Origin of the sequence: Synechococcus sp. A15-44 (genome assembly GCF_014280115.1) — a bacterium.
Classification (GTDB): domain Bacteria; phylum Cyanobacteriota; class Cyanobacteriia; order PCC-6307; family Cyanobiaceae; genus Parasynechococcus.
On record NZ_CP047938.1, the window covers coordinates 1799181 to 1820523 of the forward strand.

Annotated in this window: 23 protein-coding genes; 11 read left to right on the plus strand and 12 right to left on the minus strand. The window is 57.3% G+C overall.

Going from position 1 to position 21343, the window contains the following annotated elements:
- From SynA1544_RS10160 to SynA1544_RS10170, 3 genes are all read left to right on the plus strand, one after another.
- A complete protein-coding gene (locus tag SynA1544_RS10160; protein ID WP_186513423.1) occupies window positions 1–2910 on the plus strand; it encodes a glycosyltransferase family 2 protein in 2910 nt (969 codons plus the stop codon).
- Window positions 2911–2936: 26 nt separating this feature from the next.
- Complete coding sequence (locus tag SynA1544_RS10165; RefSeq protein WP_186513424.1) at window positions 2937–3686, plus strand: beta-1,6-N-acetylglucosaminyltransferase; 750 nt, start codon at window positions 2937–2939, stop codon at window positions 3684–3686.
- Between the two features lie 339 nt (window positions 3687–4025).
- Complete coding sequence (locus tag SynA1544_RS10170) at window positions 4026–4226, plus strand: hypothetical protein (protein WP_255477579.1); 201 nt, start codon at window positions 4026–4028, stop codon at window positions 4224–4226.
- A 20-nt stretch (window positions 4227–4246) separates the two neighbouring features.
- Here the strand turns inward: SynA1544_RS10170 and SynA1544_RS10175 are convergent, their stop codons facing one another.
- On the minus strand, window positions 4247–5566 hold the full coding sequence (locus SynA1544_RS10175) for a sodium-dependent transporter (RefSeq protein WP_186513426.1): 1320 nt from the start codon (window positions 5564–5566) through the stop codon (window positions 4247–4249).
- Between the two features lie 79 nt (window positions 5567–5645).
- On the opposite strand from SynA1544_RS10175, the gene SynA1544_RS10180 reads away from it, so the two are divergent.
- From SynA1544_RS10180 to SynA1544_RS10190, 3 genes are all read left to right on the plus strand, one after another.
- On the plus strand, window positions 5646–6893 hold the full coding sequence (locus tag SynA1544_RS10180; protein ID WP_186513427.1) for a 1-deoxy-D-xylulose-5-phosphate reductoisomerase: 1248 nt from the start codon (window positions 5646–5648) through the stop codon (window positions 6891–6893).
- A gap of 2 nt (window positions 6894–6895) precedes the next feature.
- Window positions 6896–7258 (plus strand): ferredoxin, encoded by a 363-nt coding sequence (locus SynA1544_RS10185; RefSeq protein ID WP_186513428.1) that lies wholly within the window; start codon window positions 6896–6898, stop codon window positions 7256–7258.
- Window positions 7259–7480: 222 nt separating this feature from the next.
- The gene (locus SynA1544_RS10190; protein ID WP_186513429.1) at window positions 7481–8626 is read left to right on the plus strand and encodes a fatty acid desaturase; all 1146 of its coding nucleotides are present in this window, start codon (window positions 7481–7483) and stop codon (window positions 8624–8626) included.
- Window positions 8627–8661: 35 nt separating this feature from the next.
- Here the strand turns inward: SynA1544_RS10190 and SynA1544_RS10195 are convergent, their stop codons facing one another.
- The 4 genes from SynA1544_RS10195 to SynA1544_RS10210 are packed head-to-tail and all read right to left on the minus strand — an operon-like array spanning window position 8662 to window position 12549.
- Entirely contained in the window at window positions 8662–9693 is a 1032-nt protein-coding gene (locus SynA1544_RS10195; RefSeq protein WP_186513430.1) for an alpha/beta fold hydrolase, read from the minus strand.
- Complete coding sequence (locus tag SynA1544_RS10200) at window positions 9693–11114, minus strand: NAD(P)(+) transhydrogenase (Re/Si-specific) subunit beta (RefSeq protein WP_186513431.1); 1422 nt, start codon at window positions 11112–11114, stop codon at window positions 9693–9695. The genes SynA1544_RS10195 and SynA1544_RS10200 overlap by 1 nt, the downstream gene beginning before the upstream one ends.
- Complete coding sequence (locus tag SynA1544_RS10205) at window positions 11114–11410, minus strand: NAD(P) transhydrogenase subunit alpha (RefSeq protein WP_011364925.1); 297 nt, start codon at window positions 11408–11410, stop codon at window positions 11114–11116. The genes SynA1544_RS10200 and SynA1544_RS10205 overlap by 1 nt, the downstream gene beginning before the upstream one ends.
- Window positions 11410–12549: a Re/Si-specific NAD(P)(+) transhydrogenase subunit alpha gene (locus SynA1544_RS10210; protein WP_255477581.1), complete on the minus strand. Its 1140-nt coding sequence runs from the start codon at window positions 12547–12549 to the stop codon at window positions 11410–11412. Before SynA1544_RS10210 ends, SynA1544_RS10205 begins: the two co-directional genes overlap by 1 nt.
- 124 nt (window positions 12550–12673) lie before the next feature.
- Here SynA1544_RS10210 and SynA1544_RS10215 point away from each other — a divergent pair, with 124 nt between their 5' ends.
- A complete protein-coding gene (locus SynA1544_RS10215) occupies window positions 12674–13252 on the plus strand; it encodes an EF-1 guanine nucleotide exchange domain-containing protein (RefSeq protein ID WP_115008613.1) in 579 nt (192 codons plus the stop codon).
- Window positions 13253–13286: 34 nt separating this feature from the next.
- Here SynA1544_RS10215 and SynA1544_RS10220 read toward each other — a convergent pair whose 3' ends face one another.
- The gene (locus tag SynA1544_RS10220) at window positions 13287–13520 is read right to left on the minus strand and encodes a hypothetical protein (protein WP_186510690.1); all 234 of its coding nucleotides are present in this window, start codon (window positions 13518–13520) and stop codon (window positions 13287–13289) included.
- A gap of 144 nt (window positions 13521–13664) precedes the next feature.
- On the opposite strand from SynA1544_RS10220, the gene SynA1544_RS10225 reads away from it, so the two are divergent.
- The 3 genes from SynA1544_RS10225 to trxB all read left to right on the plus strand — a co-directional run bounded on the left by SynA1544_RS10225 (window position 13665) and on the right by trxB (window position 16855).
- Entirely contained in the window at window positions 13665–15020 is a 1356-nt protein-coding gene (locus SynA1544_RS10225; protein ID WP_370594112.1) for a DEAD/DEAH box helicase, read from the plus strand.
- 96 nt (window positions 15021–15116) lie between these two features.
- On the plus strand, window positions 15117–15365 hold the full coding sequence (locus tag SynA1544_RS10230) for a hypothetical protein (protein WP_186513434.1): 249 nt from the start codon (window positions 15117–15119) through the stop codon (window positions 15363–15365).
- 107 nt (window positions 15366–15472) lie between these two features.
- Window positions 15473–16855 (plus strand): thioredoxin-disulfide reductase, encoded by a 1383-nt coding sequence (trxB, locus tag SynA1544_RS10235; protein WP_186513436.1) that lies wholly within the window; start codon window positions 15473–15475, stop codon window positions 16853–16855.
- Between the two features lie 11 nt (window positions 16856–16866).
- Here the strand turns inward: trxB and infA are convergent, their stop codons facing one another.
- On the minus strand, window positions 16867–17136 hold the full coding sequence (gene infA / locus SynA1544_RS10240) for a translation initiation factor IF-1 (protein WP_006041809.1): 270 nt from the start codon (window positions 17134–17136) through the stop codon (window positions 16867–16869).
- A 201-nt stretch (window positions 17137–17337) separates the two neighbouring features.
- On the opposite strand from infA, the gene SynA1544_RS10245 reads away from it, so the two are divergent.
- The gene (locus SynA1544_RS10245) at window positions 17338–18000 is read left to right on the plus strand and encodes a pseudouridine synthase (protein WP_255477583.1); all 663 of its coding nucleotides are present in this window, start codon (window positions 17338–17340) and stop codon (window positions 17998–18000) included.
- On the opposite strand, the gene SynA1544_RS10250 is transcribed toward SynA1544_RS10245, so the two are convergent.
- Genes SynA1544_RS10250 through SynA1544_RS10270 form a run of 5 tightly spaced genes read right to left on the minus strand, consistent with a single transcriptional unit; the run spans window position 17957 to window position 21308 of the window.
- Window positions 17957–18760, minus strand: coding sequence for a methyltransferase domain-containing protein (locus tag SynA1544_RS10250; protein WP_186513440.1), 804 nt, complete (start codon window positions 18758–18760; stop codon window positions 17957–17959). The two genes, SynA1544_RS10245 and SynA1544_RS10250, sit on opposite strands and share 44 nt — an antisense overlap.
- On the minus strand, window positions 18760–18975 hold the full coding sequence (locus tag SynA1544_RS10255; RefSeq protein WP_114988609.1) for a hypothetical protein: 216 nt from the start codon (window positions 18973–18975) through the stop codon (window positions 18760–18762). The genes SynA1544_RS10250 and SynA1544_RS10255 overlap by 1 nt, the downstream gene beginning before the upstream one ends.
- A gap of 53 nt (window positions 18976–19028) precedes the next feature.
- A complete protein-coding gene (locus SynA1544_RS10260; RefSeq protein WP_186513442.1) occupies window positions 19029–19991 on the minus strand; it encodes an NAD(P)H-binding protein in 963 nt (320 codons plus the stop codon).
- A 56-nt stretch (window positions 19992–20047) separates the two neighbouring features.
- The gene (petM, locus tag SynA1544_RS10265; RefSeq protein WP_011364936.1) at window positions 20048–20149 is read right to left on the minus strand and encodes a cytochrome b6-f complex subunit PetM; all 102 of its coding nucleotides are present in this window, start codon (window positions 20147–20149) and stop codon (window positions 20048–20050) included.
- Between the two features lie 28 nt (window positions 20150–20177).
- Complete coding sequence (locus tag SynA1544_RS10270) at window positions 20178–21308, minus strand: N2,N2-dimethylguanosine tRNA methyltransferase (RefSeq protein WP_186513444.1); 1131 nt, start codon at window positions 21306–21308, stop codon at window positions 20178–20180.
- Between the last annotated feature and the right edge of the window lie 35 nt (window positions 21309–21343).

The window sequence follows — 21343 nt, forward strand, 5'->3', positions numbered from 1 at the left end:
ATGAATGTTCCTAAATTCTCGCTTATTTTAAGCATTAATCACAATCATCAAAACTATAGAACGCTCATTGAGCAGGCTCAAGCTCAAGATTACTCAAACCTAGAGATTTTAATTATATCAAATCGATTAAATAGCAAAGATCAGAATATTGTAGACTTCCTTGCATACGGTGATAATCTTAAGCGCTCTAAACATATATCATTCCTCAATCGTGAATGCTTATCATCGCTTTATAATGAAGGGATTGCATGTGCAACCGGAGACTATATCTGGTGCATCGACGAAAACGTTAGCTTAAATAACGTAACATCAATTACCAATATTATAGAGGCACTTATCCGATCAAAAGCACAAGCAGTTTACCTACAAGATGAAGAGTTACTAAACAAAAGTATCTTGCAAAGCTCAAATCAAAGGCAAGACAATTACTCTTTGAAAGTTCCGTTATCTTTGATTGGCGAAGATGACTGGAAAAATTGCAGCCGGATAGTCATTAATCTCGCGAGCATGAGATTATTTAATCTTCACTTCTCAGAAAGCTGGCCATATTTCAATGGAGCACTTATTGCTCTACAGATAATGCGATTTTTACCAAACATATATTATTATTCTCAAGGATTCGCAACATTTAAAGAGCGAGATTTGCTTCTCAATGCTCGTGAATTTATTGAGCATAAACTCGCACAGAATTATATTTTAAGATATGCCGAAATACTATTTGGAGCTTATTCCAATTCATTTAAGGCAATATTAAAACGCGAGGTTGTGGAAACTCGTTCTATTTTTGAAAAAATAAATGCATCAAATCTCGACCTCAAAATAAAAGACTTTATCAAATACTCTAGAAGTACATGCCTCATTGATTATATACAAAAGGTAGATCGCCATCGGCAAGGGCTAGAGAACTTACTATTCGAAATCAAGAAGCTAACTGATGATATCAAGACCAAACCTAGCGAGATGCTTAATGAGTTTTTTAAGTACTCAAGAATAAAAGTACATTGTGGTGCTCACAAGACAGCAACAACTTTTATTCAGAATATTTTGTTCGCAGCACGTTACGACTTAGCTTTACAAAATACTATTTACATTCATCATGACCAGTTAAGAGAAGACTTCATTCAAGCTAAGAGAGAAAAAGGTATTGTGGATACGGGTGAAAGGTTAGCGTTCGCAATATGTAAGCAAGCTGCTGCTTTATCTTTTGGAATTCCGAGCGTATTAATAATTTCAGAGGAAAACTTAATACGTCCAAGTACTGAAATTTCAAGTAAATGGCACTCTCAAGATACATATCAAAATGCATCAAACTACTCCTGCGCATGCATGAGAAATGGGTATAATATAAGCCATCTTGAAGAAATTAACAATATTTTCAAAGGCGGTATACAAATTATTTTCACAGTAAGAAATTACTTTGACTACCTTTTATCAAGACACTCTGAATTTCTAAAATGGCGACCGTTCAAAGAATTTGATGGTGACTTTGTAGACATAAATGATCTTCAAAAGTGTGACTGGGGATATTTAACTTCTGACCTAAAGAATATAAGCAATTTTACATCCATATTTACATTTGAAAGTTACAAGAAAGACCCTGTACAATTTGCGAATTATTTGTCAGAATTTGATTTGAAGGGCTACGAACACCAAGTCAAATGCAACCAAGAAGTCAGCAGGAGTAGGTCAAGTCAAGCCTTGCTTGACGAGCTAATCGACAAAAGTAAAATAGGTTTCAATAAAATTAAATTGAAGGAAATTTTTTCAACAAAAATTGATAACGAAAATCCTAATGAGTTAAAATTTAAAAGCAAGCTCTTACCGGAAAAATTCTTAAAAAAATTAGACCATCATTGCAATAGCTTTTATTTAACAAAAGACTTCCATTTTTCAGTCAACAACTACACATCGCTTACTGACAAATTCTCTTCCGAACAAGACTTATTAGAAGTTTTACCACTTCCTGAAAGGGCACAATTCTCCCTAATGCCAAATTCAAAGGAATTAAAATTGCACCTAAAAGCTATTAGTAAAAGGTCATTATATCTTGACAATCGAAACAAATACTTTTCAAAACAGACTGGCGTAAGTGCAATGATTAGAATAAAAAATGAAGAAGCCAATATTTACAATGTATTAAGCTCCATAAAAAATTGCTTCAATGAAATTATCGTCATTGACAACGACAGCACCGACAATACTATCTCCGAAATCGATAGAGCAATCAATGACCATCCATCATTAAAGAAAAAAATAAAACTGCATCACTATAAATTTAAAATCGCAAAATGCGGCCTTGATAACTTTCAAGAGCCACAAAATAGTCCACATTCACTAGCATCTTTTTACAATTACAGTCTAAAAAAATGTAATTTCAGCAAAGTATGCAAATGGGATGGTGACATGTTTCTACCTAGGTCAATGGAGAAGTCATTTCAAGATTTTCTGCAAAAAGTTACAACAATGCAACCATCTCGAAAGGACTCTACTATTTTTGGTGTTATGAAAGGACTTACAGTTTTCAAAGGTGGTAATAATAAATTTTATTGTCGTCAATCAGCAAATGAGATTGAAGCTAGAATATTTGATAATGCTCCTGGAGTATTTTTCGTAAAAGAAATTCTGTGGGAACAAATATTCTCACTACACAACATTGAGCGCTTAGTCTCTGACGATCTAACATTTGTAGAATTTAAAGACACAAGCGTCAATGAATTTTCCCACTGGTCCATCGAAGCTTCATTAGGAATGAGCCCTAGAAAAGATAAAGAGCTCCGTGATTTTAATTTGATTAAAAAAATTACTGAAAATAAAAACAGAGAAGACATTGATAAAATGATTTCATCGCATGGCTACAAAGAAATTGATTTCGATATCTTTGATTTTAATGACAAATCAGACATGTTATAATCTGACATTAATGCCCAAGAAATTAGATGAAGATCGGATTTTGCTTCTTAGTTAAAAATAATATTTCACATCAAAATATCTGGCAAAAATTCTTTGCATCAGCGAATAAATCCAACTATTCAATATACATACATGCAAAATCCAATATTGTATCTACCTATCTTGATAATGTTTTTGTTGATCCTCGTCCACTTAAAACTGGATGGGCATCAATCAGCTTAGTCCATGCGACGAATAGGCTCTTAGAGACTGCATTCAGCGATGGATGTACAGCTGCTGTCTTCTTATCTGGAGACACACTCCCGCTATGGAATTTTAAGACAATTTACAGATTATGCGCTGAAACCCTCTTCTCGCTCCAACCTGTAGATGAGCTTTACCAATATCAGGTCAAAAAAAATCAACGCGAACATAAGCGAATCAAAGATTTCTACCATCTTGATGAATCAATTAATTTAGTAAAGCAGAATATGTTTTTTTCTATTAAAAGAGCCGACTTCGAGGCAATTAGAAACGTCAATATTCACGATTTTCCCTGCAAAGAAGTTCCTGATGAATATTTTTGGGCAAATCAGTTAATCATCAAAGGGCATGAAGTCAACGATTGCAATTTTATTTTTGTTAACGATGATCCCACGAAAACGCAATCTTTATCATGGATAGTTGATAGCAATTTACTGCATCATACACGCTCCATGGGGTATCTATTTATCAGGAAGGTTAAAAGATTTTCAGACGTTCAGTCTGAACAATATTACAGCAATTTAATAAAATGACAAATTATTTAATTAAAATTATAGCTAGTAATTTGGTAGCGACTAAAATTCAATATTCACCATTAATGGCATCGTATCGCTTGTGAAGCACATCTTAATTCTACGAGTTCATTCCGACTTAACCATCTTCAACTACGGGCATTTTCTACATAATATTCTCCTGTCGCAATGGCCCTGAACATTGCAATAAAAGAATTTGAAAAGAGGGTTTGAGGAGGCTTTGAAAGATTGGAGCCAATCCATAAACACGACATGGCTACAGACTAGAGCCTTCTGAATCCGGCAAAATGAACACCAATTCTGTAGCTCCCCATGCTTTGGCTCAAGAAACTGAACTTTATGGAAACAGCCAAGCTCGAAATGGAGCTGATGAAGGCCCTCGATGCCGGTGAAGATCTCGAGGCGAAGCTCGCGGCTCAGCAGCAATTGGCCGCGTCCACGGGAGACGCGGAGCAAGCCTGGAAAGCAGAGGTGTGGGACAAGATGCTGCAGAGGATTCGCAAGATGGAATCCATGCTCAATTCTTCGGATCAGCCGTAGGCACTCCCCAGGCGAATCCTTCAGCTGGGGATCAGATCAACCACGCTGATCACCAGACCAACGGCAATCACCGGCGGCGAAATCCAGCGCAGCATCACCAGCAGAAAGCGCTGCAGCCAGATCGGACTCCCCGAATGGCTGAGCTCCTCCTGAAAACGGGCGGGGAGCACCCAACCCAGCAACAGGGCCAGGAGCAAGCCCCCCAGAATCAGCAGCAGGCCCCCAAACACGGAATCCATCCAGCCGAGAACCTCCATTGATGTGGCCGCTGGAAGACCGGCCACAAAGATCAATGCCGCGGACACCCAGACGGCCCGGGAGCGGCTCCACCCCAGGCGATCGATCAAACAGGCCACCGGCACCTCCAACAGCGACACAGCTGAGGTGATCGCTGCAATCAGGGCCAGAGCAAAAAAGAGCACCGCCACCAGCTGACCTGTGGCGCCCAGCGAGCCCAGGCCCGTGGGCAGCGCGATGAAGATCGTGCCCAGGGTGGAGCCACTGATCACATCCTGGAGGCCAAAGCTCATCACCACGGGGAAGGTGACCATGCCGGCCAGCAAGCCCACAGCGGTGTCCATCCCCACCACCGCCACGGCTTCCCGCGGCAGGTGGGCGCGCCGGCTCAGGTAGGCCGAATAGGCCAGGATGCAGCCGATGCCCGTGCCAATCGAGAAGAAGGCCTGGGTGAAGGCATTGCGAATCGTGGTGGGGTCCTGCAGCTGGCTGTTGTCCCAGCGGAGCAGGAAGGTGCGATAGCCCTCCGAGGCCCCATCAAGACCAGCGGCCCAAAGCGCAAGGCCAATCAGCAGCACAAACAACAGCGGCAGCCCCCAGCGGGACAACCGCTCAATGCCTCCGCGCACGCCGGCCGCCACCACAGCAGCAGTCGCCAACAGGCTGAGCAGCTGGCCGATCAAGGCAGAGCGGCCGCCACTGAGGCCGGCGAAAAAAGCTTCCGCTGATGCGATATCCGCGGGGAGCCCCTGGGTGAGGGTCTGCACCAGGGTGGCCCCGGTCCACCCCATCAACACGGCATAGAAGGCCAGGATTCCACTGGCCGCCAGCACGAAGAGCCAACCCATCGGCTGCCAACGGCGACCGGCTGCCGCCACTGGCGCGAGCAGGGGGCTTTGGCCGGTGCTGCGCCCCAGCACCATTTCGGCCACCAGCACCGGCAAGCAGACCAACAGCACAATCACCACGTAGAGCAGCAGGAAGGCGCCGCCACCTCCCTGGGAGGCGCGGTAGGCAAAGCCCCAGAGATTGCCCAGACCCACGGCACTGCCTGCAGCCGCCAAGACAAACCCCAGGCCCGATCGCCACTGTTCCTTCGCCATGCGCTATCCACAAGCTGTCCGCCAGCTTGCCAGCGTTCAACGGTCCTGGTGGGAGACTTGTCGCAACTGCCGGAACAGCATGAAAGCCATCAGTGTGCTGGGATCCACCGGTTCGATCGGCACCCAGACCCTCCAGATCGCTGAGGAGTTTCCGGAACAGTTCCGCGTTGTGGCCCTGACGGCCGGCCGCAACCTGAAGCTTTTGGTTGACCAAGTTCAGAGGCATCGCCCTGAGGTGGTGGCCCTGGCCGATGCCGATCTCCTGCCCGAACTGCAGGAGCGTCTGAAGAACGCCGGCGTCACAGGCGCGGATGCACCCCAGCTGGTGGGAGGTGCTGACGGTCTCAACGTTGCTGCCGCCTGGGACAGCGCCGACCTAGTGGTGACGGGCATTGTTGGTTGCGCCGGACTGTTGCCGACCCTGGCGGCGATCCGCGCCGGCAAAGACCTGGCTTTGGCGAACAAGGAAACCCTGATTGCAGCCGGCCCCGTGGTGCTGCCGGAGCTGAAAAAGAGCGGCAGCCGTCTGCTGCCGGCGGATTCGGAGCACTCGGCAATTTTCCAGTGCCTGCAGGGAACCCCCTGGGCTGAAAACGCACGCCTCTCCACCGGCGTGCCCACACCGGGGCTGCGCCGGATTCAGCTCACAGCCTCCGGCGGCGCCTTCCGCGACTGGACGGCCGCCGACCTCGAAAAGGCCACCGTTGCTGATGCCACCAGTCATCCCAACTGGAGCATGGGCCGCAAGATCACCGTTGACTCCGCCTCCTTGATGAACAAGGGGCTGGAGGTGATCGAAGCCCATTACCTGTTCGGCCTGGATTACGACCACATCGAGATCGTCATCCATCCCCAGAGCATCATCCATTCGATGATCGAACTGGCAGATTCCTCCGTGCTGGCCCAACTGGGCTGGCCCGACATGAAGCTGCCCATCCTCTACTGCCTGAGCTGGCCCTCACGCCTGGAGACGCCATGGCGGCGACTGGATCTCACGGAAGTGGGTCAGCTCAGCTTCCGGGCCCCCGATCCCGCCAAGTACCCCTGCATGGAGCTGGCCTACGCCGCCGGACGCGCCGGCGGAACCATGCCGGCGGTGATGAATGCTGCCAACGAGGAAGCCGTGGCACAGTTCCTCGAGGAGAAGATTCACTTCCTCGACATCCCCGCAGTGATCGAGGCCGCCTGCGAGCGTCATAAACCCGATCTGATGACCCAACCCCAGTTAGACGACGTGCTGCGGGTGGATCAGTGGGCGCGAACCGCCGTTCGGGAACAGGTGAACCGCGGTGTGACCCGTTTGCCCATGGGAGCGCTCGCCGCTTAGGCATGCAACGGGTCAGCCATCACCTCCTGCTCTGCGCAACCGCGACAAAAGCCAAATGCTGCGATTCGGCGCTTGGGGCACAAACATGGAATGAACTGAAAAGCGTTGTTCGCGAACTGAATCTCGAAAACACGGAACGCCCAGAGGGAATTGTTCTGCGCAGCAAAGCCGATTGCCTCAGGGTGTGCGAACGAGGGCCGATTCTTCTGGTCTGGCCAGACGGAATTTGGTACGCCGATGTTTCACCCGATCGCGTCAAAAGAATCATCGAACAACACATCATCGGCCAACAACCCGTTGAAGAATGGATTCTCAAAAGAACACCATTCGAGAGAACCAGTGGCGCCCCTTCAGGCGAAATTTGATCCCAAATAAACCCAGAAAAGGATTAGCGAAAGGCTCAATTCGCATCCAAGAGAAGGAACTCCGAGCAAAAGGAGCTTGAAATTCAGCCGGAATTCCAAACAACGAAACCCGAACAATTGCCATTGAGCTCTGGAGCACCATGCGCCCACAGGTCGCAGCCCAGGCAATTATGATGAAAACCTTAAGCGCCAACAGACGGGCGCTTGTCTTGAGGCTTCCATTTGGCATTTGCAACAGCGACCCGACCCGCAAATCCAGCACCTGAAGACAGCGCTGAATCAATTTCCTACCCGAGCAAGGCTGAGCTGCTCAGCGTCTTGCCAGCAGAGCTCTCCAAGCTGAGCCCAGCGAAGTCCTGGGCGAGTCTGGCCATGTCTGCTGGGCTTTCGCTTCTGGCAGTCGGCCTGGGAACCCTTCTTCCGCTCTCGGCAGCCGCCATCCCCCTCTGGTTCCTCTACGGCGTGATCACCGGCACCATCGCGATGGGCTGCTGGGTGATCGCTCATGAATGTGGCCATCACGCCTTCCACCCCAACCGCCGGATTGAAGGCGTTGTGGGCTTTGTGCTGCACAGCATTTTGCTTGTGCCGTATCACAGCTGGGCCCACAGCCATGCGGTGCACCACGCCCACTGCAATCACCTGGAACAGGGAGAAACCCATGTTCCGCCGCGGGCAACGTCACCGATGGGACGAACCACCGAACAGCTCAAGCAGAGGTTGAATCCCACCGTCTTCGGGATCATTTCTCTGTTCAATCACCTCGTGATTGGCTGGCAGCTTTATCTCTTCCTGGGCGCCACCGGCGGCGAGGACTACGACTCCCCCACTTCTCATTTCTGGAATCGCAAGCGCAATTTCAACGGCAAACGCCGTCTTTTTCCGCATTCATTCGGCAAGTGGATGCTGCGATCCAACCTGGGATTGCTCGCCATGGTTGCCCTGTTGCTCATCGCCTCAGTGCAGTTTTCCCTGCTCCGCGTGCTGTGCGTCTATGGCCTGCCCTACCTGGTGATCAACATGTGGCTGACCACCTACACCTGGCTGCAGCACACCAACACCGATATCCCTCACTTCTCCAACGAAACCTGGACATGGTCGAAGGGAGCTCTGCAAACAGTTGATCGTCCCTACGGGCCCATCCTGAATCTGCTGCACCATGGAATCGGCTCAACCCACGTGTGCCATCACGTGAATTCATCGATTCCGCACTACAACGCCTGGCGTGGAACTCAACTGCTGAGGCAGAGGTTCCCTGAGCTGGTGCGCTACGACTCAACACCGATCCACAAAGCGCTGTGGAGGATTGCCACACGCTGCGGTGGCGCTGTGTACCAGAACCCAAGCGATCGAGCTTTCTATTACTGAGGAGCGATAGGCCTGCAACCTGAAGGAATCACGGCTTAACCAGCAACAACGTCCCTGAGCCAGGCCGCCGCCAACTGGTCGCCCCAGCAGCCGTCGCGACCATGGAAGCCGTTGTGCCCTCCCCGTGGCGTGAACAAGGTGCGAATCGCAGCCTCCGGAGGCAGCGCCTCTGCGAGATCTCTTGCAGAGGAAGCAGGAACCCAAGGATCATCCAGGGCCTGCAGCAGCAAGGTGGGCGGCATCGCTTTGCAGGTGGGCACAAGATGCTGCAGGGGTGAAGCCTCGCGGTAATAGGCCTCCACACCCGCAAACCCCCAGCGGGGAGCCGTCACGGCACTGTCGAACTCACGAATCGAACGGGGGGGCGTCGCCTGCAGCTGGGCTTCCTCCTCGGCGCTCACCCCAAAGGGATCTGCCAGAGTCTGACGCACCAACCGCTTGAGCAGCCAGCGTTGGTAGACCCGATTGCGCGGTCGCTCGATCGAGGCGCTGCAGGCCGCCAGATCCAGGGGACTGCTGGCACAGAAAAGGCCATCAAGCACACCGGGGGAAGCCAGAGCGGCATTGAGCAGCATCGTGCCGCCCAGGGAGATGCCTGCCCCCAGCAGTGGGCGACCCGCCGCCAAGCTTCGGGCCCGAGCAATCACCGGCAGCAGATCGCTGTTGCAGCGTGCTGCATAGGTGCCACCCGCAAGGTGGCGGCCTGGATCAGCACCGCGCAGGTTCAGGCGCAGCACTGCAAAACCGGCGGCCTGGAGCGCCACACCCATCCGCCTCAGGCCTTCCCGGGAACTGGATCCACCCAGCCCATGGAGCAGCAAAACCAAGCCCTTGGGGTCCCCTTCCGGCTGATCGAGCAGGGCCAGCAACGACCCGGCAGCCGCCGCTCCACTGGGCAGGGCTGGCACGGGAATTTCAATCGGAACCCCTTGATCGTGAGGGAGATCCACCTCGCGCAGGGTGTCGCGCAGGGTTTGCAGGTCACCGCCGATCCAGGGCCAGCGCTGCTCAAACGACGGAACCCCCAGCCGCTCCCGCAGCTGGGGGTTATCCACGCCGCGGGCCATCACTTCTTGCCCAGTCCCAGATCCTTGAGTTCCACCAGGAGATCGCCGAGCACCTTCTTGGCATCGCCGAACAGCATCGAGGTGTTGGCCAGCTCGAACAGATCGTTCTTGATGCCGGAGTAGCCAGCGCTCATGCCCCGTTTCACCACGAACACCGTGCGGGCGTCCTGCACATCCAGAACGGGCATGCCGTAGAGAGGCGAATTGGGGTCGTTCTTGGCCTGGGGATTGACCACATCATTGGCACCCAGCACCAACACCACGTCGGTGGCAGGGAACTCGGGATTGATCTGATCCATCTCCTGCAGCTGCTCGTAGGGCACATCGGCCTCAGCCAGGAGCACGTTCATGTGACCCGGCATACGACCTGCCACCGGGTGAATGGCATAGGCCACATCGATACCAGCGCTCTCCAGCACCCGAGTCACTTCCCTGAGCGTGTGTTGCGCCTGAGCCACGGCCAAGCCATAGCCCGGAACAATCACCACCCGTTCAGCGGCCTCAAGGGTGAGAGCGCACTCCTCAACACTGCAGCTGGTGATGTTGGTGTATTCACCGCCGCCACCGCCTGCAGCGGTCGTGGCACCCAGGGCGCCACCGAACAGCACAGACACCAGGGAACGGTTCATGCCGTTGCACATCACCTGGGTGAGGATCAGGCCAGCAGCACCAACCATGGCGCCGGCCACGATCAGCAACTGGCTGCCCACCACGAAACCGGCAGCAGCGGCAGCCACACCGGAATAGCTGTTCAGCAGGGAGATCACCACGGGCATGTCGGCGCCGCCGATCGGCAGCGTCACCCCGATTCCCAGCAGGCCGGAGGCCACCACCAGCAGCCAGAGGCCCGTGCTCGAATCAGCGTTGCGCAGCATCTCAACGGCACCCACCAGGGATGCCACCGCCAGCGCGATGTTCACGGCATGGCGCGCCTTGCTCTGCATCCAGGCCGGCGTGGACAGCCAACCCTGCAGCTTGGCCATGGCCACGATCGAGCCGGTGAAGGTGATCGCACCCACGAACACGGAGACAACGATCGACACCACGGCCACAGGGCCTGCCGCATCCAGGGCCGCCGGGTAAAGCGCAGCAGCCAGAGCCACCAGCAGTGACGACATGCCACCGCAGCCGTTGAAGAGGGCGACCGTCTCCGGCATCGAGGTCATCGGCACCCGCTGGGCGGTGATGGCGCCGAGCACACCACCCATCAACGTTCCGGCGATGATCCAAGTCCAGGCGGCGATGCTGATGCCGCTGGTGCCGAGGTAGTTGATCAGCAGACCCAGCACCGCAAGGCCCATGGCCACAGCGGCCAGCTGGTTGGCGCCCCTGGCGGAACGCACCTTGGAGAGACCTTTGATGCCGAGAGCCAGCAGCAGAACCGCAACCAGCTCGATCGCGTATTTGAGAAGGTCAGACATCAGCGGTTCTCCTTGCGAGCAGGCTTGCGGCTGAACATGGCCAGCATGCGATCGGTCACGAGGAAGCCCCCGATCACGTTGAACAGGGCAAAGCCCAGCGAGACGGAACCGAGCAGCAACAGCACGGTGTTGTCGCCGGCTTTGATGATGGCGGTGAGTGCTGCCAACACGGTGATGCCCGAAATGGCATTGGCACCACTCATCAAGGGAGTGTGCAGGGTGGGGGGAACCTTGCCGATCAGCTCCAGCCCAAGCAGGCTGCCAAGCAGGAGAACCCAGAGGAATTCAACAAACATCAGTTGGCACCTGGGGTGAGGACATCGCCACGACGGATGGTGCCGTCCTGGGCGATCAGACAGCCGGCGATCAGTTCATCCTGGGGATCAAGGCTGAGGACGCCGTCCTTCAAGGTGGGCTCCAGCAGAGCCACGATGTTGCGGGCGTAAAGCGCACTGGCGTGATTGGGAACGCTGCATGGCAGGTCGTTACCACCGATCAGCTTCACACCCTTGCGATCAACGGTCTGGCCAGGAACGGTGTCAGCACAGTTGCCGCCCTGGGCTACGGCCAGATCCACCACCACCGCGCCGGGGCGCATCCGATCAAGCATGTCCTCGCTGATTAGACGCGGAGCGCGGCGGCCCGGCACCTGGGCGGTGCAGATGGCCACGTCGGCCTCCGCCAGCTGATCCGACAGCTGCTGACGCTGGGCCGCCAGGAAGGCGTCGGAGGCCTGTTTGGCATAGCCACCGGATTCCGAAGGCTTGTCCTCCATCTCGGGGGGCTCAATGAAACGGGCGCCGAGGGATTCCACCTGCTCCTTAACCGCAGGTCTGATGTCACTCACGTACACCACAGCACCCAAACGGCGCGCTGTGGCAACGGCCTGAAGGCCGGCCACACCGGCTCCAAGAATCACCACCTTGGCCGGCTGAACGGTGCCCGCCGCCGTCATCAGCATCGGGAAGTAACGGTCCAGCGCGGCGGAGGCCAGCAGCACCGACTTGTAGCCCGCGATGTTGGCCTGGGAGGAGAGCGCATCGGCGGACTGAGCCCGGCTGATCCGGGGCAACAGCTCGAGCGCCATGGCTGAAAGGCCGCTGCGCTTGAGGGCGGCCGTTAGCTCTTCGTTGGCGTAGGGGGACAGCAGACCCACCACCAGCGCTCCCTGGCGCAAGCGGGCCAGACTGGCTGCGCTCGGCGATTGAACGCAGAGAAGAACGTCAGCCTGACCCCAGGCCGACGTGTCTCCCGTCTCAATGAGATCTGCGCCTTGGTCGGCGTAGGCCTCATCGAGGTATCCGGAGGGGGTTCCGGCTCCGCATTCGACTGCGACGCTGCAGCCCAACGAAACGAATTTTTTGACCGTGTCCGGCGTTGCCGCGACCCGGGTTTCTCCCGGTGTCGACTCCACCGGTATCAGAAGTCTGGGCAAGGCGAACACAACCACCGACCCAAGCAAGGTTACGAGGTCGCCTTCTCGCCATCAGGAACCTTCCTGAAGAAAGGCCCTCAGTTCTGTCGCTCTTGCTACGTGAAGTGCACCCTCTGTCCTCCCCATGGGTCTCAGCGCAATCGAGTGTCCGGACGGCCTCTGCCACAGCCACCACGGTGGCCATGCCGTCGAACGAGAAACCATGCAGTCCACCCTCCAGTTGCACGGCAAAGACTGGTGTGAACGGCTGGCGGAGCGGATTTATGAAATCTCCGTCGACACCTTTTCGCAAAGCGTGATGCCGAGCCTGCACACGGCCGGCTGGCAGCGACGCCATCTCGACTGGGAGTTCAAGCTCAACGACGGCGAGAGCGAACCCGATCGCACCCTGGTGGACGGGATGATCAACGCCACGGAAAGCTTCCTGCGCAGCAGCGAGGTGCACCGCCTGTTCATCCAGGAACTCGTGCAGGGCACCTTCGCGGAGGCCGAAAACGACGACCTACGCATTCAGGCGGTGCGCACCTTGGTGGAGACCGAGATCGTGGCGATGCTTGAGGAGCACAAAGAGGAGCTGCTGGATCGGCTCGCTCAGCAGCTGCTGGACACCGCCAAGGGGGATTTCACGGCAGCTCGCTCCGCCTCGGAGGAGGCCTTGAAGGAAGTGGAGCACCTGGTGGTCAACCACGCCGAAGCGCTCTGAAGCAGGCGCTGATGATCCAAGACGTGCTGCCGGATCAGACGATCGGCAGCACTTCCTGTTCGAGGCCGGCGGCCCCGTTCACCTCTCCGCGGCGGTGCAGGACGCGGGCCCGAAGAATCAACGGATCGATGTCGCATTCGAGTTGCCAGCAGCCATCGAGCCGGTCGCGCTGCTGATCGAGGGGGCTGCTGAAGAAACGACGTTGGGCCATGGCGATGGGCGGGACCCGATCCCGATGGAGCTGATGGCCGGACGGTAGAGATGCCACGGCGCAAAGGAATGGTTAAAAAGACTCATCTTCCCGGGAGGTGATATCTCAGCCGTCAGCTTCAACCTCCCGGCCAGGCAGACCACGAACGAGGCCCAAGCCCGCCAGGTTCAACCAAGGCAGTGGCAGCAACAGCTGATCCAGCTGCTGCGGCGCAGGCTCGAGCTCGAGGGCAGCAGCCGCGACCTGCTGGTGTTTGCAGGCCCAGGGGCAGGCAAAACCCTCGGGGCGTTGCTGGGATTCCGCGCCATGCGCGATCAAGGCCGGCTGGACCATTTCCTGGTCTTCTGCCACCGGACCTCAATCCTCAATCAGTGGAAATCCGCCGCGGCGCGTCTTGGCTTGCGGCTGGAGGAGTGGCCCTGCCCGCCGGAGCGAAGCCAAGACGCTGATGGCTTGCTGGTGACCTATCAGGGGGCCGGTCGCCAGCGCGAGGCTCTGGGGGCACGGCTCGAGCAATGGGGCCTGAGCGCCTGCATGGCGATCGCTGATGAGGCTCACCATCTCGGCGTTGATCCCGACGAGCCGGATGCCACCGCCTGGGGGCAGACCTTTCTGGAGCTGACCGGCTGCGTGCGGCTGCGCCTGGGGCTCACGGGCACCCCCTTTCGTGCCGACAACCTGGCGTTCTGCGCCGCCCGGCGCATGCGTGTGCGGCTCGATGACGGCGGTTGGGTTGAGCAGATCCGACCGGATCTCTGCGTTGAACCCAGGGACTTGATCGCCGCAGGGGATGTGCGCCCCCTGGAGTTCCGTTTCCAGGACGGCTGGGTGGAACACAGCCGCGAAGGACACCCGGACCGCGACGTTTCCCCCCTCTCGGCGGAGCAACGGGAAAGCTGGCGCGCGCGCAACCTGCGACGCGCCATCCGCCTGGCCGACAGCAGCAGCATTGGCCAGCAGGTGCTGCTGCGCGCCCAGCAGAAGCTGAACCAGTTGCGTGAGCGACAGCCGCAGGCTGCTGGTCTTGTGATCGCCCGGGACATCAGCCACGCCGAAGCCATCAGCCGGGTGTTGATTGACGACGGCAACCGGGTGGAGCTGATCCATTCCCAGAGCCCCCAAGCAACGGAGCGCTTGAACGCCTTCCAAAGCGGCAACGCCGATTGGCTGGTGAGCATCGACATGTGCGCGGAGGGCTTTGATGCGCCACGTCTGCGGGTGGTGGCCTACCTGACCACCGTGGTGACCCGGAGCCGTTTTGTGCAGGGCATCACCCGGGCTGTGCGGATGACGCCGGAACTGGCCGCCCGTGAAGCCATTCCCAGGGAAGCCTCCTACGTGTTTGCTCCAGCAGACCCACTGCTGATGGACTACGCCCGCTCATGGTCTGTGGCTGAGCCCTACGTGCTGCGGCCTCAGGAGCAGGTGGCCGAAGACGAGCAGCCGGGGGTTGGCGCCTGGCGCGGACCGAGCCTTCCCCTGGAAGCGGTGGAGGACGGAGCCGGCGCTGTGATCCGGCTGAAAACGCCCGAATTGCCCGCTTTTTTGCAGCGCTGAGCACAGCATTGGCCAGAGGAAAATGCGAATTTGTGCAAATGGACGGCCGAAAGGGACCCCCGATCCGCCAACCTGATCAACATCAAGGAGACATTCATGGACGCCGCAATGGAACGCCGGATCGTCGTTTCAACGGGCTGGGCATCCACTCGCATCGCAGTCCTGGACAAGGAAGAGCGCTATGAAGACAGTTATGCGATAACGCAAGAATTCTGCGAATGGATCACATGCATCGGCGAAAACGTGGAGATGCTTGAGGCCAATGTTTTGGCGGTCCCGCGCAACCCGAGCAAAAGGCGTCCGATTCACGACCCCAGCTCCAACGACTCACAAGTTGAAATCTGAAGGCTTCCTTAAGTTCTTCTAAACCTCATTCATTCATTTCCAAGCCCATACTCACGTCGGCTTCCAGGAGGGCTTTAGATTTAATCCATAGTCAGTTCGCTTAAGCGGTGGGTCAAGCCGGTACGGATCACATCGAAAACCTGGTCATTGTTGGGTCAGGGCCAGCCGGGTACACAGCCGCCATCTACGCAGCACGGGCCAACCTCCAACCGCTGCTGATCACTGGGTTCCAACGCGGTGGCATCCCCGGTGGCCAGCTGATGACCACCACCCATGTGGAGAATTTTCCGGGCTTCCCTGATGGTGTGCTCGGGCCCGACCTGATGGACCTGATGAAGTCCCAGGCGGTGCGTTGGGGCACCCACCTGCTGGAAGCAGATGCCGACAGCATTGATCTGAGCTCCAAGCCCTACCGCATTGAGGTCGAGGGACAGACCATCCGCACCCACGCCCTGGTGATCGCCACCGGCGCCAGTGCCAACCGCCTCCAACTTCCCTCGGAGCAAACCTTCTGGAGCAAAGGCATCAGCGCCTGCGCGATCTGTGACGGCGCCACACCGCAGTTCCGCAATGAGGAACTCGCCGTGGTGGGCGGTGGCGACTCCGCCTGCGAGGAGGCGGTGTACCTCACCAAGTACGGAAGCCATGTGCATCTGGTGGTGCGCTCCGACAAACTCCGCGCCAGTGCCGCCATGGCTGATCGGGTGTTGGCCAACGACGCGATCACGGTGCACTGGAACAGTGAGATCGACGACGTGAGCGGGGACGACTGGATGCAGTCGATGACCCTGCGCAATCGCGTCGAGGCCAGTTCATCCACCATCGCCGTTAAGGGGCTCTTCTATGCCATCGGTCACACCCCCAACACCGATCTGCTTCAGGGGCAAATCGATCTGGACGACAAGGGCTACCTGACAACGGAACCCGGACGACCGGAAACGTCCATGGAAGGCGTCTTCGCGGCCGGCGATGTGGCCGATGCCGAATGGCGACAAGGCATCACCGCAGCTGGCAGCGGCTGCAAGGCGGCCTTGGCAGCGGAGCGCTGGCTGAGTCACCACAACCTGGCCACCCGGGTGCAGCGTGAGCAGGTGGAGCCAGCGGTGGCGGAACGGCCGGTGAATGTGGATGTGACCACGGAAGCCACCTACGACCCCCAGGGGCTGTGGCAGAAAGGGAGCTTTGCCCTGCGCAAGCTGTATCACGACAGCGCCAAGCCGCTGCTGGTGATTTACACCTCACCGAGCTGTGGCCCTTGCCACGTGCTGAAACCCCAGTTGCAGCGGGTGATTCAAGAACTGGATGGATCCGCTCAGGCCGTTGTGATCGACATCGAAGCCGATCAAGAGATCGCCGAACAGGCCGGAGTGAACGGCACACCCACAGTGCAGCTGTTCCACAACAAGGCCATGGTGAAGCAGTGGCGCGGCGTGAAGCAGCGCAGAGAATTCAAAGCTGCGATTGAAGCTTGTCTTCAGGCGGCAGCCTGAAGCGAAGGCTCTCAACGACGACGCGGTCCGCCGGGGCGGTTACCGCCGGGACGACCGCCGGGAGCACCAGCATTGCGCTCGCGGTAGGTGATGCGGCCGCGGGTGAGGTCGTAGGGGCTGATCTCCACCAGCACCTTGTCACCAGCGAGCAATTTGATCCGGAACTTGGTGAGCTTTCCAGCGGCTCTGCAGAGGCATTGGTGGCCAGCAGGCTGCTCGAGGGTGACCAGATAGAACCCGTTGCCCTGTTCCTTCTCGATCACGCCCGAGGTTTCGATCATGCGCTGGTGGCCAGTTCTGTCTTGCTGCAGTCAGTTTAGAAGGCCACTTGCACCCCGCAGAGGCAACACAGCCCTTAGGCTCCAACGCCGACACACATCCCCCTGCCGTGATTCTCCCCCCGTTGAGCCTGGATCTCGGCCTGCTGTTGATCTCCATTGGCGTGGTCAACCTATGGAGGATGCGCGAAAACGCAAGCTGACTTGACGACGCTGCTGCTGAACAAGCCCTACGGGGTTTTGAGTCAATTCACGCCGGAGGAAGGAAGCCGCTGGCGTTGCCTGAGCGACTTTGTTGATATGCCCCAGGTGTATGCCGCGGGCCGGCTCGATGCCGACAGCGAGGGGCTGCTGATCCTCACCAGCAACGGCCGTCTCCAACAACGCCTCACTGACCCTCGCTTTGGCCATTGGCGCAGCTACTGGGCGCAGGTGGAAGGAACTCCCAACACCACTCAACTGCAGCAGCTCTGCGATGGGGTTGTTGTTCAGGGGCGCCGCACCTTGCCGGCGAAGGCGCGCTGGCTTCAGGGCCAAGACCAACCGCAGTTGGCCGAACGAACACCTCCGATTCGTTATCGCGCTGCGATTCCCACCAGTTGGTTGCAGCTGTCCCTCACCGAGGGGCGCAACCGGCAGGTGCGCCGGATGACGGCGGCTGTTGGCCTGCCGACGTTGCGTCTGGTGCGCTGCTGCATCGATCTGATGGACAACGGTCCACCACTGGACCTCACGGGCCTTCAACCCGGTAGTTGGCGAGTGGTGACTGCAGCTGAACAGGAACAGCTCAACCGCCTGATCAGCAGCAGCTCGAGCGCTGGTGCTAAGCGGGGAGGACGTCGGCGGGAAGGGCACCGACGAGGGTGATCGCCCGGAATTCAATGCCTTCCACCACACGCCAGGGCTGCTCACTGCGATCGGCGCAGCGAACCTGCTCAAAGCCAAGAGCTTCGAAGGCCTCCAGGAAGGCCTGCTCCTGCCAAGCGCCGCTGATGCAGCCACTCCAGAGATCAGGATCCTGTTGCAAATGCAGGGGCACCACCTGATCGCAAACAATGTCGCTGATGGCAACGCGACCACCGGGGGCCAGGACCCGGCGAATGTTGGCCAGGAGCCTGTCGCGTGCTGATGGGTTCACCAAGTTGAGCACACAGTTGCTCAGCACCACATCGATCGAAGCGTCAGCGATCAGGGGTTCACCCGTGGCCGTGGTCGCATCCAGGGCTTCGATGGCCCCATCAACAAAACGGACGTTGTCGAAGCCCACAGCTGAAGCGACAACCGGGATGGCTTGACGCGACAAGGCCAGCATGTCGGCGTTGCGATCCACACCGGTCACGCGGCCAGATGCCCCGACAATTTGGCTGCAGATGAAGGCGTTTTTGCCGCTGCCGCTGCCCAGGTCCAGCACGCGGTCCCCCTGCTTCACCCAGCGGGTGGGGTCACCACAGCCGTAATCCCGCTCAACGACAGCATCAGGAATCACCTTGAGCAGGGCAGGGTCGAAGCCGACCGGGGTGCAAAGGCAGGCTTCCTGCTCTTGGGCAGCAGCCCCATAGCGCGCTTCCACCGCCTGGGTTTGATCCAGCGACTGGGGCACTGGGGACGAACAACACGATTCCGCCATCAGCCGATCGCCTCCTGCAGCTCACGCACCACATTCCACTGGCCGTACCAGTAGTTGGCCTCAGCCCGTCGATCGGGGTCCTCTACACCATCCACCGCATCGGGGCCCACAGACTTCCACAACTCATGGCCACAGACGCGGTTGAGGCCTTGTTCCGCCTCATCCGACAACAACTGCAGACGCCGCTGCAGATTTTTGAGCTGAGCGACAGCCATCAGAACAGGATCAATTGAGGCGATAGTACAAAAGAACCAAGAGGCATCAAGGTTCAGAAGGGCAGCTTTTTCTTCGCGTCCTTGTCGAGATCGGCTTCCATCTCGCGCAGGCGCTTCAGGATCGTGTCGTAGTACTCACCGATGTAGCCCTCCATGTCCGTGGTCTCCGAGGCCTCAAGACCGAAGGCGGCATAGCTGTTCTGCATGGGGGCATCCAAGGTCTGACCGCTGCCGGTGACCTCAGCAAAAGCCAAGCGCTCCGCCACGTTGACGGCGGGTTCAAAGAAGGACGCCACCCCCTGCATCAGGTTCATCAGGACGGGCTGCACACGAAACACGCGAGCTGTCTTGCCACTGCAGCGTTCACAGAGCTGCACCAGTTCGCCAGTGTTCCAGGCCTTGGGGCCAACAACGGGGTAGGTGCCACGCACGGTTTCCTCCCGCTCGAGCGCCGCAACGGCGAAGCGGGCCATGTCCTGCGTGTTCATGTAGGCGATGGCCGTGGGGCTGCCACTGACCCACACCGTCTGGCTCTCCAGAACGGGAATGGCGAACTGACTGATCACCCCCTGCATGAAGGCGGCACCCTGCAGGATCGTGTAGTCGAAATCAGACGACTCCAGCAGCTTCTCCGTGCAGGCCTTGATGTCCATCAAGGGAACCTCGCGGTGCTGATGCGCGCCCAGAAGCGAGAGAAAGACAAAACGCTTCACCTCTGCGCGCTCACAGGCACGAAGCAGATTGAGCTTTCCGTCCCAATCGGTTTCGTAGATGCTGCGGGGGTCGTTGGGGCGACTGGTGGATGCATCAATTACGGCATCCATGCCCTCGAGGGCGTAATCGAGGCTGTCGAGCTCCAGCAGGTCACCCCGGGTCAGCTCACAACCCCATTCCTGCAAAAAAGCAGCCTTGCGGGGGGTCCGCACCATGCAGCGCACCTGGTGACCGGCATCAAGGGCACGACGGGCGATCTGTCGTCCCAGGGTGCCGGTGCCACCCACCACAAGCACTTGCATCGGCGCCTTCCTCACGAAGGGTGGAGCCTAATGGCCCCAGGACCAAAGCGACTGCTTCAGTCGTCGCCCTGGAGTTTCAGCAGCAGAGCACCACCAGCGAGGCCGACGGGAATCAAGACCCAGAAGATCGCAGCAGTTCCAAAAATCTCAGCAGCCATGGTCTGGGCAAAGCGATCACCCGCCCATTTAAATCCCTTCCCCCCGCAGGCTGGCGCAGATCTGTAACAGCTGCGGTAATTCCGCATCTGTTCGCACCTGGCCAGGCATGACGCCACTGGCACTGGCGCGATAACCCGCCGCCTGGAGCGCCTGCACCAATGGCCCCAGAGCTGGTGGTCCGCCGATGCCCAGCCGTCGAACCAGCTCATCAGTGGGCCAGACCGTGGGGCGATCGCCGGGATCCGCCTGCAGGCGCTGCATCAATCGAAGGGTGGCGGAGCTGATCTGCTGACGCCCCAGCTGTTGAACCTCGGCAATCAGCTGCTGCAACAACTGCGGCTCCTGCAAGGGACCGATCCACAGTGGGCCGCTGATGCTCCAGCGCCCCTGCCCAGCCACGCAATCACAGGCAGGCCAGCCGCTGAGCTTGAGCAGGGGCTGCACCCGCTGGGCTCCGCAGCGTTCACAACGGGCCACCAGCCCCAGCTTCTGTTCATCGCCCGCGGGGATCTGACGCCGCAGGCGCAGGGCGAGGCGAAAGGTGCGGCCTTCACTGAAGCTGAAGAGCGGCTGCAGTCCGCGGCCCAGCATCCAGGCCTGCCGCGCCACCAGCCCGATCTGCTGCCGCAAGGCCATTTCCCAGCTGGAGGGATGGGCGCGAGCGGCAGCCCCGAGGCTGCGGATGGCGCCTGGCCGGTCGTGGCCCGTGGGGGAGCGACCATCCGTGGAGGCCAGAAACAACAGGCCGTCAAAGCGCAGAGCATGAAGAGCCGGCTGAATTAGAGGCCCAGGAGCACCAAAGGCATCAAGGTCGATGAAATCGAACCAGTGGCGCTCAACAATCGAGCGGTGCAGCAGCAGGTCTGCAGCCTCAGCCGTGAGCCGGGTTGAACACCCCAGCCCCGCCGCATTGGCCTGGATCAGCGGCAGCCGCTCTGGATCCCCATCGTTGATCCAGACCTCCGTTTCAACGGCCGGGTTGGCCAGCGCCTCCAACCCCCAGCGCAGGGCCCTGATCCCGCAACCAGCCATCAGATCAAGCCAGCGCAGGGGGCGCGTGGCGTGGAGGCTCTGGTGACGGGCCAACAACACCGAAAGGTCCCGGGCTGGACGCGACTCAGGCCTGAAAAAGCCTGGGCCAAGGCTGAGCTCAGCCAAACCTTCGCGATAGTGATGATCGGTTGAGGTCAGAA

Excerpts from the sequence above, each read along its gene's own strand:
- SynA1544_RS10160 (WP_186513423.1), top strand. The coding sequence starts at position 1 with ATGAATGTTCCTAAATTCTCGCTTATTTTAAGCATTAATCACAATCAT.
- SynA1544_RS10165 (WP_186513424.1), top strand. The coding sequence starts at position 2,937 with ATGAAGATCGGATTTTGCTTCTTAGTTAAAAATAATATTTCACATCAA.
- SynA1544_RS10170 (WP_255477579.1), top strand. The coding sequence starts at position 4,026 with ATGGAAACAGCCAAGCTCGAAATGGAGCTGATGAAGGCCCTCGATGCC.
- SynA1544_RS10175 (WP_186513426.1), bottom strand. The coding sequence starts at position 5,566 with ATGGCGAAGGAACAGTGGCGATCGGGCCTGGGGTTTGTCTTGGCGGCT.
- SynA1544_RS10180 (WP_186513427.1), top strand. The coding sequence starts at position 5,646 with ATGAAAGCCATCAGTGTGCTGGGATCCACCGGTTCGATCGGCACCCAG.
- SynA1544_RS10185 (WP_186513428.1), top strand. The coding sequence starts at position 6,896 with ATGCAACGGGTCAGCCATCACCTCCTGCTCTGCGCAACCGCGACAAAA.
- SynA1544_RS10195 (WP_186513430.1), bottom strand. The coding sequence starts at position 9,693 with ATGGCCCGCGGCGTGGATAACCCCCAGCTGCGGGAGCGGCTGGGGGTT.
- SynA1544_RS10200 (WP_186513431.1), bottom strand. The coding sequence starts at position 11,114 with ATGTCTGACCTTCTCAAATACGCGATCGAGCTGGTTGCGGTTCTGCTG.
- SynA1544_RS10205 (WP_011364925.1), bottom strand. The coding sequence starts at position 11,410 with ATGTTTGTTGAATTCCTCTGGGTTCTCCTGCTTGGCAGCCTGCTTGGG.
- SynA1544_RS10215 (WP_115008613.1), top strand. The coding sequence starts at position 12,674 with ATGGGTCTCAGCGCAATCGAGTGTCCGGACGGCCTCTGCCACAGCCAC.
- SynA1544_RS10230 (WP_186513434.1), top strand. The coding sequence starts at position 15,117 with ATGGACGCCGCAATGGAACGCCGGATCGTCGTTTCAACGGGCTGGGCA.
- infA (WP_006041809.1), bottom strand. The coding sequence starts at position 17,136 with ATGATCGAAACCTCGGGCGTGATCGAGAAGGAACAGGGCAACGGGTTC.
- SynA1544_RS10250 (WP_186513440.1), bottom strand. The coding sequence starts at position 18,760 with ATGGCGGAATCGTGTTGTTCGTCCCCAGTGCCCCAGTCGCTGGATCAA.
- SynA1544_RS10255 (WP_114988609.1), bottom strand. The coding sequence starts at position 18,975 with ATGGCTGTCGCTCAGCTCAAAAATCTGCAGCGGCGTCTGCAGTTGTTG.
- SynA1544_RS10260 (WP_186513442.1), bottom strand. The coding sequence starts at position 19,991 with ATGCAAGTGCTTGTGGTGGGTGGCACCGGCACCCTGGGACGACAGATC.
- petM (WP_011364936.1), bottom strand. The coding sequence starts at position 20,149 with ATGGCTGCTGAGATTTTTGGAACTGCTGCGATCTTCTGGGTCTTGATT.